This window comes from Sphingomonas sp. (assembly GCF_035758555.1).
Classification (GTDB): domain Bacteria; phylum Pseudomonadota; class Alphaproteobacteria; order Sphingomonadales; family Sphingomonadaceae; genus Sphingomonas_B.
Genome location: NZ_DASTXI010000029.1, coordinates 1 through 5248 on the forward strand (window position 1 = coordinate 1; position 5248 = coordinate 5248).

Consider the following 5248-nt stretch of genomic DNA (forward strand, 5'->3'; position numbering starts at 1 on the left):
GGCCTGGCGCTGCACGGCGGCGTGATCCCCTATGGCGGCACGTTCCTTGTTTTCTCAGACTATTGCCGGCCGGCCATCCGCCTCTCGGCGTTGCAGGGCGCGCGCGTCGTCTATGTGATGACGCACGATTCGATAGGGCTCGGCGAAGACGGGCCCACGCATCAGCCGATCGAGCATCTGGCCTCGCTGCGGCTGATCCCGAACCTCGACGTGCTCCGGCCCTGCGACGCGGTCGAGACGGCGGAATGCTGGGCGCTGGCGCTGGAGCGGACGAACGGACCTTCGCTGCTCGCGCTCAGCCGGCAGAATCTGCCGCAGCTTCGTGACGAAGCCGTCGAAAACCGCTGTGCTCGCGGCGCGTACCGCCTTCGCGCAGCCGGAGCCGCGCGTCGCGTCGTGCTGATTGCCACCGGCTCAGAGGTCGAGATAGCGGTCGGCATCCGCGATCGGCTGGAAGACCAGGGCATCGGCGCCGACGTCGTCTCTATGCCGAGCTGGGAACGCTTCGACGCGCAGGACGCCGCCTATCGCGCCGACCTGCTGCCGGCCGGCGTGCTGAAGGTCTCGATCGAGGCCGGCACGACGCGCGGCTGGGAACGCTATACCGGGCCGGACGGGCTGCGTTTCGGCATCGACCGCTACGGCGCCTCCGCGCCGGCCGCCGACCTCTACAAGCATTTCGGGCTCACCCCCGACGCGATCGCGCCGCAAATTATTGCGGCGCTCTAGAACCAGGAGCGAACATGACCAAAGTCGCCATCAACGGATTTGGCCGCATCGGCCGCCTCGTCGCCCGGGCGATGCTTGAGCGCAAGGACAGCGGGCTGGAGCTCGTCACGATCAATGACCTCGCCGACGCCAAGTCCAACGCCTGGCTGTTCAAGCGCGATTCCGTCCACGGCAAGTATCCGGGCGAGGTTCATGCCGAGGGCAACGATCTCGTCATCGACGGCAAGCATGTCCGCGTGACCGCCGAGAAGGATCCCGCCAACCTGATCCATGGCGAGCTGGGCGTCGATCTGGTGCTGGAATGCACCGGCTTCTTCACCGACCGGGCGAGCGCCGAGAAGCACATCGCGGCCGGCGCGAAGAAGGTGCTGATCTCGGCGCCGGGCAAGAATGTCGACCTGACCGTCGTCTACGGCGTCAACGACGACAAGCTGACGGCGGAGCACAAGATCGTCTCCAACGCGTCGTGCACCACCAACTGCCTGGCGCCGGTCGCCAAGGTGCTGAACGACAGCGTCGGCATCGAGCGCGGGCTGATGACGACTGTCCATGCCTATACCAACGACCAGAAGATCCTGGACCAGATCCATTCCGACCTGCGCCGTGCCCGTGCCGCCGCCATGTCGATGATCCCGACGACGACGGGCGCCGCCCGCGCGGTCGGCGAGGTGCTGCCGGAGCTTAAGGGCAAGCTCGACGGCTCGGCGATCCGGGTGCCGGTGCCGGACGTGAGCCTGATCGACCTGACCTTCACGCCGAAGCGCGACACATCGAAGGAAGAGATCAAAGCGATCCTGAAGGCCGCCGCCGAAAGCGGCCGCCTCGCCGGCATCCTCGACTATTCCGAAGAACCCCTGGTCTCCATCGACCTGATGCACACGCCCGCGTCGTCGACGATCGACAGCCTGGAAACCGCGGTGATGGACGGCAAGCTCGTCCGCGTCGTTTCCTGGTACGACAACGAATGGGGCTTCTCGAACCGCATGGTCGACACCGCGACCGTGATGGCCCGGCTAGGGTGAAATCGGAGCTCGACCCGCTCGTCCCGAGCGGGGTTGGGAATGGCACACTCCGCGGCATCGCGCGCCACGCGTTCCCGAAGGCGCCGATGGAAGTGATCGACCATGTCCACGTCACCCGCGCAGGCGGGCTGACTGGAGATTTCCGCGGTGCGGTCCGGCCGGGCGGCAAGGACCGGCGCCAGGTGTCGATGATCGCGGCGGACAAATGGCTCGCCGCGATCGAGGAGCTGGGCACGGTCGTCGAATGGCAGGAGCGGCGCGCGAACCTGCTGCTCGACGGCATCGCGCTGCCGCAGCGGGCCGGCGCCGTCGTGCGGATCGGCGCGGACGTGCGCCTGGAAATCACGTGCGAGTGCGATCCGTGCAGCCGCATGGACGCGATCGTGCCGGGATTGAAGGCGGTGCTGACGCCCGACTGGCGCGGCGGCGCGCTCGCGCGGGTGCTGGACGGCGGCGACATCAAGGTCGGCGACCCGGTTTCAATCGAGGGTGAGGAATGATCTACAAGACACTGGACGATATGGGGGATATCAGCGGCAAGCGCGTGCTGGTCCGCGAGGACCTGAACGTCCCCACCCAGGAAGCCAAGGTGACCGACGATACGCGCCTGCGCGCTGCCGTGCCGACCGTCGCCGAGCTGTCGGACAAGGGCGCGATCGTGCTGATCCTCGCCCATTTCGGCCGGCCCAAGGGCAAGCGCGATCCCGAAATGTCGCTGGCGCTGGTGACCAAGCCGCTGTCGGACCTGCTCGGCCGCCCGGTGCAGTTCATCGACGACTGCGAAGGCGAGATCGCCGAGGCCGCGGTCGCCGATTTGAAGCCGGGCGACATCGCGGTCCTCGAGAACACGCGCTTCCACGCCGGCGAGGAACGGAACGATGCCGAGCTGGTCGCCGGCATGTCGCGTCTCGGTGACCTCTACGTCAATGACGCCTTTTCCGCCGCCCATCGCGCCCATGCCTCGACCGAGGGGCTCGCGCACATCCTCCCGGCCTTTGCCGGACGGCAGATGGAGGCGGAGCTGGGCGCGCTCGAAAAAGCGCTGGGCAATCCAGAGCATCCGGTTGCGGCGGTGGTCGGCGGCGCCAAGGTCTCGACCAAGCTCGACGTGCTGAAGCATCTGGTCGCCAAGGTCGATCACCTGATTATCGGCGGCGGCATGGCGAATACCTTCCTCGCCGCGCGCGGCGTGAATGTCGGCAAGTCCCTGTGCGAGCACGACCTGACCGCCACTGCCGAAGCGATTCTGGACGCGGCCGACCGCGCCAACTGCACCGTGCACCTGCCTTACGACGTGGTGGTCGCGAAGGAATTCAAGCCGAACCCGCCGACCCGCATCGTCAACGTGCACGAAGTTGGCGCGGACGAAATGATCCTCGACATCGGCCCCGCGGCGACCGAAGCGCTCGCCGACGTGCTGAAGACCTGCCGCACGCTCGTCTGGAACGGCCCGCTCGGCGCGTTCGAGACGCCGCCCTTCGACACCGCGACCGTCAGCCTGGCGAAGACGGCCGCCGCGCTGACCCGGGAAGGCTCGCTGGTCTCGGTCGCGGGCGGCGGCGACACCGTCGCAGCGCTGAACCAGGCGGGCGTCGCGGGCGACTTCACCTTCGTCTCGACCGCAGGCGGGGCCTTCCTCGAATGGATGGAAGGCAAGGAGCTGCCGGGCGTCGCCGCGCTGGACCGCTGACGCCCGCCAAGCTAGGCGTTCGGAACGCAGGAACCACAAATCAGGGAATGACATGAACACCGCCGACATGACTGCCAAGATTGCCGACGGAAACGGGTTTATTGCCGCGCTCGACCAGAGCGGCGGGTCCACGCCCAAGGCGCTGAAGGGATATGGGATCGAGGAAGGCGCTTGGGGCAGCGACGAGGAGATGTTCGGCCTGATCCACCAGATGCGCAGCCGCATCATCACCTCGCCCTGCTTCAACGGGCAGAAGGTGATCGGCGCGATCCTGTTCGAGCGCACGATGGACGGGCAGGTGGACGGCAAGCCGGTGCCGCAGGCGCTGATCGAAAAGGGTGTCGTGCCCTTCATCAAGATCGACAAGGGGCTGGAGGCCGAAGCGAACGGCGTGCAGCTGATGAAGCCGATGCCCGAGCTCGACGCGCTGCTCAGCCGGGCAAAGGGGCTGGGTGTGTTCGGCACCAAGGAACGCTCGGTGATCAACCTGGCCAACCGCGAAGGCATTGCCGCGATCGTGAAGCAACAATTCGAGGTGGCTGCCCAAGTGCTCGCGCACGGGCTGGTGCCGATCATCGAGCCGGAAGTGAACATCAAGAGCGCCGAACGCGCGGAAGCCGACGCTATCCTGCTCGACGAGCTCACCAAAGCGCTCGACGCGATGCCGGGCAGCGACAAGGTGATGCTGAAGCTGTCGATCCCGGCCAAGGCCGGCCTGTTCGGCGCGCTGGTCGACCATCCGCGGGTGCTGCGCGTGGTTGCGCTGTCGGGCGGCTATGCGCGGCCTGAGGCCTGCGCCGAGCTCGCGAAGAACCGCGGCATGATCGCCAGCTTCAGCCGCGCGCTGCTGGAGGACCTGCGCCACCAGATGAGCGACGATCAGTTCAACGGCTCGCTCGGCGGCGCGATCGACGAGATCCACCAGGCATCGACGCAGAAGGTGCCGGTCGCGGCGTGATCGACCGCCGCACCATGGTCGCGGCCGGTCTGATCGCGACCCTGGCCGGCCGCGCCTTTGCGGCCGAAGGGGGCAATGGCATGTACGGCATGATCGGCAAGATCACCGCGATACCGGGCCAGCGCGATGCGCTTGCCCGACTGTTGCTGAGCGGCAGCGCCGACATGCCCGGCTGCCTCAGCTATGTCGTGTCCGAAGACCTGAAGGACCCGGATGCGCTCTGGGTCTCTGAAGCCTGGGACAGCAAGGACAGCCATGCGGCGTCGCTGAAGCTGCCGGCGGTGCAGCAGGCGATCGTGAAGGCCCGGCCGCTGATCGCAGGCTTCGACACCGCCGCCGAGCTGAAGCCGATCGGCGGCATCGGCCTCGGAGGCAAGTAAGATGAAAGAGTGGTCCGCAGTCGATGACTATATCGCCGGCCATCTGCTCGGGGACGACACGGTGCTGGACACGGCGCTGGCGGCAAACGCTGCGGCCGGGCTGCCGGCCATCGACGTGTCCGCCGTTCAGGGAAAAATGCTGCACCTGCTCGCCCGGGGCACAGGCGCGCGGCGCATTCTCGAAATCGGCACGCTCGGCGGCTATTCGACAATCTGGCTCGCCCGCGCGCTGTCCGAAGGCGGACGTCTCGTCACGCTGGAGCTCGATCCGCACCATGCTGAGGTCGCGCGCGCCAATCTGGCTCGCGCCGGCCTTGCCGACAAGGTGCAGGTCCGCGTCGGCCCCGCCACCGAGACGCTCGATGCGATGATCGCGGATGCCGAGGCGCCCTTCGACTTCATCTTCGTCGACGCGGACAAGGAAGGCTATTCCGTTTATCTGCGCGCAGCGATGCGCCTGTCGCGACCG

7 protein-coding genes are annotated in these 5248 nt (G+C 67.2%); all 7 read left to right on the forward strand.

The window, feature by feature from the left end:
- Positions 1–729: transketolase-like TK C-terminal-containing protein (locus tag VFT73_RS01785; protein ID WP_326408424.1), on the forward strand; the 729-nt coding region annotated here is incomplete at its 5' end.
- 14 nt (positions 730–743) lie between these two features.
- A complete protein-coding gene (gap, locus tag VFT73_RS01790) occupies positions 744–1751 on the forward strand; it encodes a type I glyceraldehyde-3-phosphate dehydrogenase (protein WP_326408425.1) in 1008 nt (335 codons plus the stop codon).
- Positions 1748–2251 carry an MOSC domain-containing protein gene (locus VFT73_RS01795; RefSeq protein WP_326408427.1) on the forward strand — a complete coding sequence of 168 codons (504 nt, stop codon included), beginning with the start codon at positions 1748–1750 and terminating at the stop codon, positions 2249–2251. Before gap ends, VFT73_RS01795 begins: the two co-directional genes overlap by 4 nt.
- Positions 2248–3441: a phosphoglycerate kinase gene (locus tag VFT73_RS01800; protein ID WP_326408428.1), complete on the forward strand. Its 1194-nt coding sequence runs from the start codon at positions 2248–2250 to the stop codon at positions 3439–3441. Before VFT73_RS01795 ends, VFT73_RS01800 begins: the two co-directional genes overlap by 4 nt.
- Positions 3442–3493: 52 nt before the next feature.
- A complete protein-coding gene (locus VFT73_RS01805; protein ID WP_326408429.1) occupies positions 3494–4399 on the forward strand; it encodes a fructose bisphosphate aldolase in 906 nt (301 codons plus the stop codon).
- Positions 4396–4779, forward strand: a complete 384-nt coding sequence (locus tag VFT73_RS01810; RefSeq protein ID WP_414712771.1) for a putative quinol monooxygenase — start codon at positions 4396–4398, stop codon at positions 4777–4779. Before VFT73_RS01805 ends, VFT73_RS01810 begins: the two co-directional genes overlap by 4 nt.
- A 1-nt stretch (position 4780) precedes the next feature.
- Positions 4781–5248: O-methyltransferase (locus tag VFT73_RS01815; protein ID WP_326408430.1), on the forward strand; the 468-nt coding region annotated here is incomplete at its 3' end.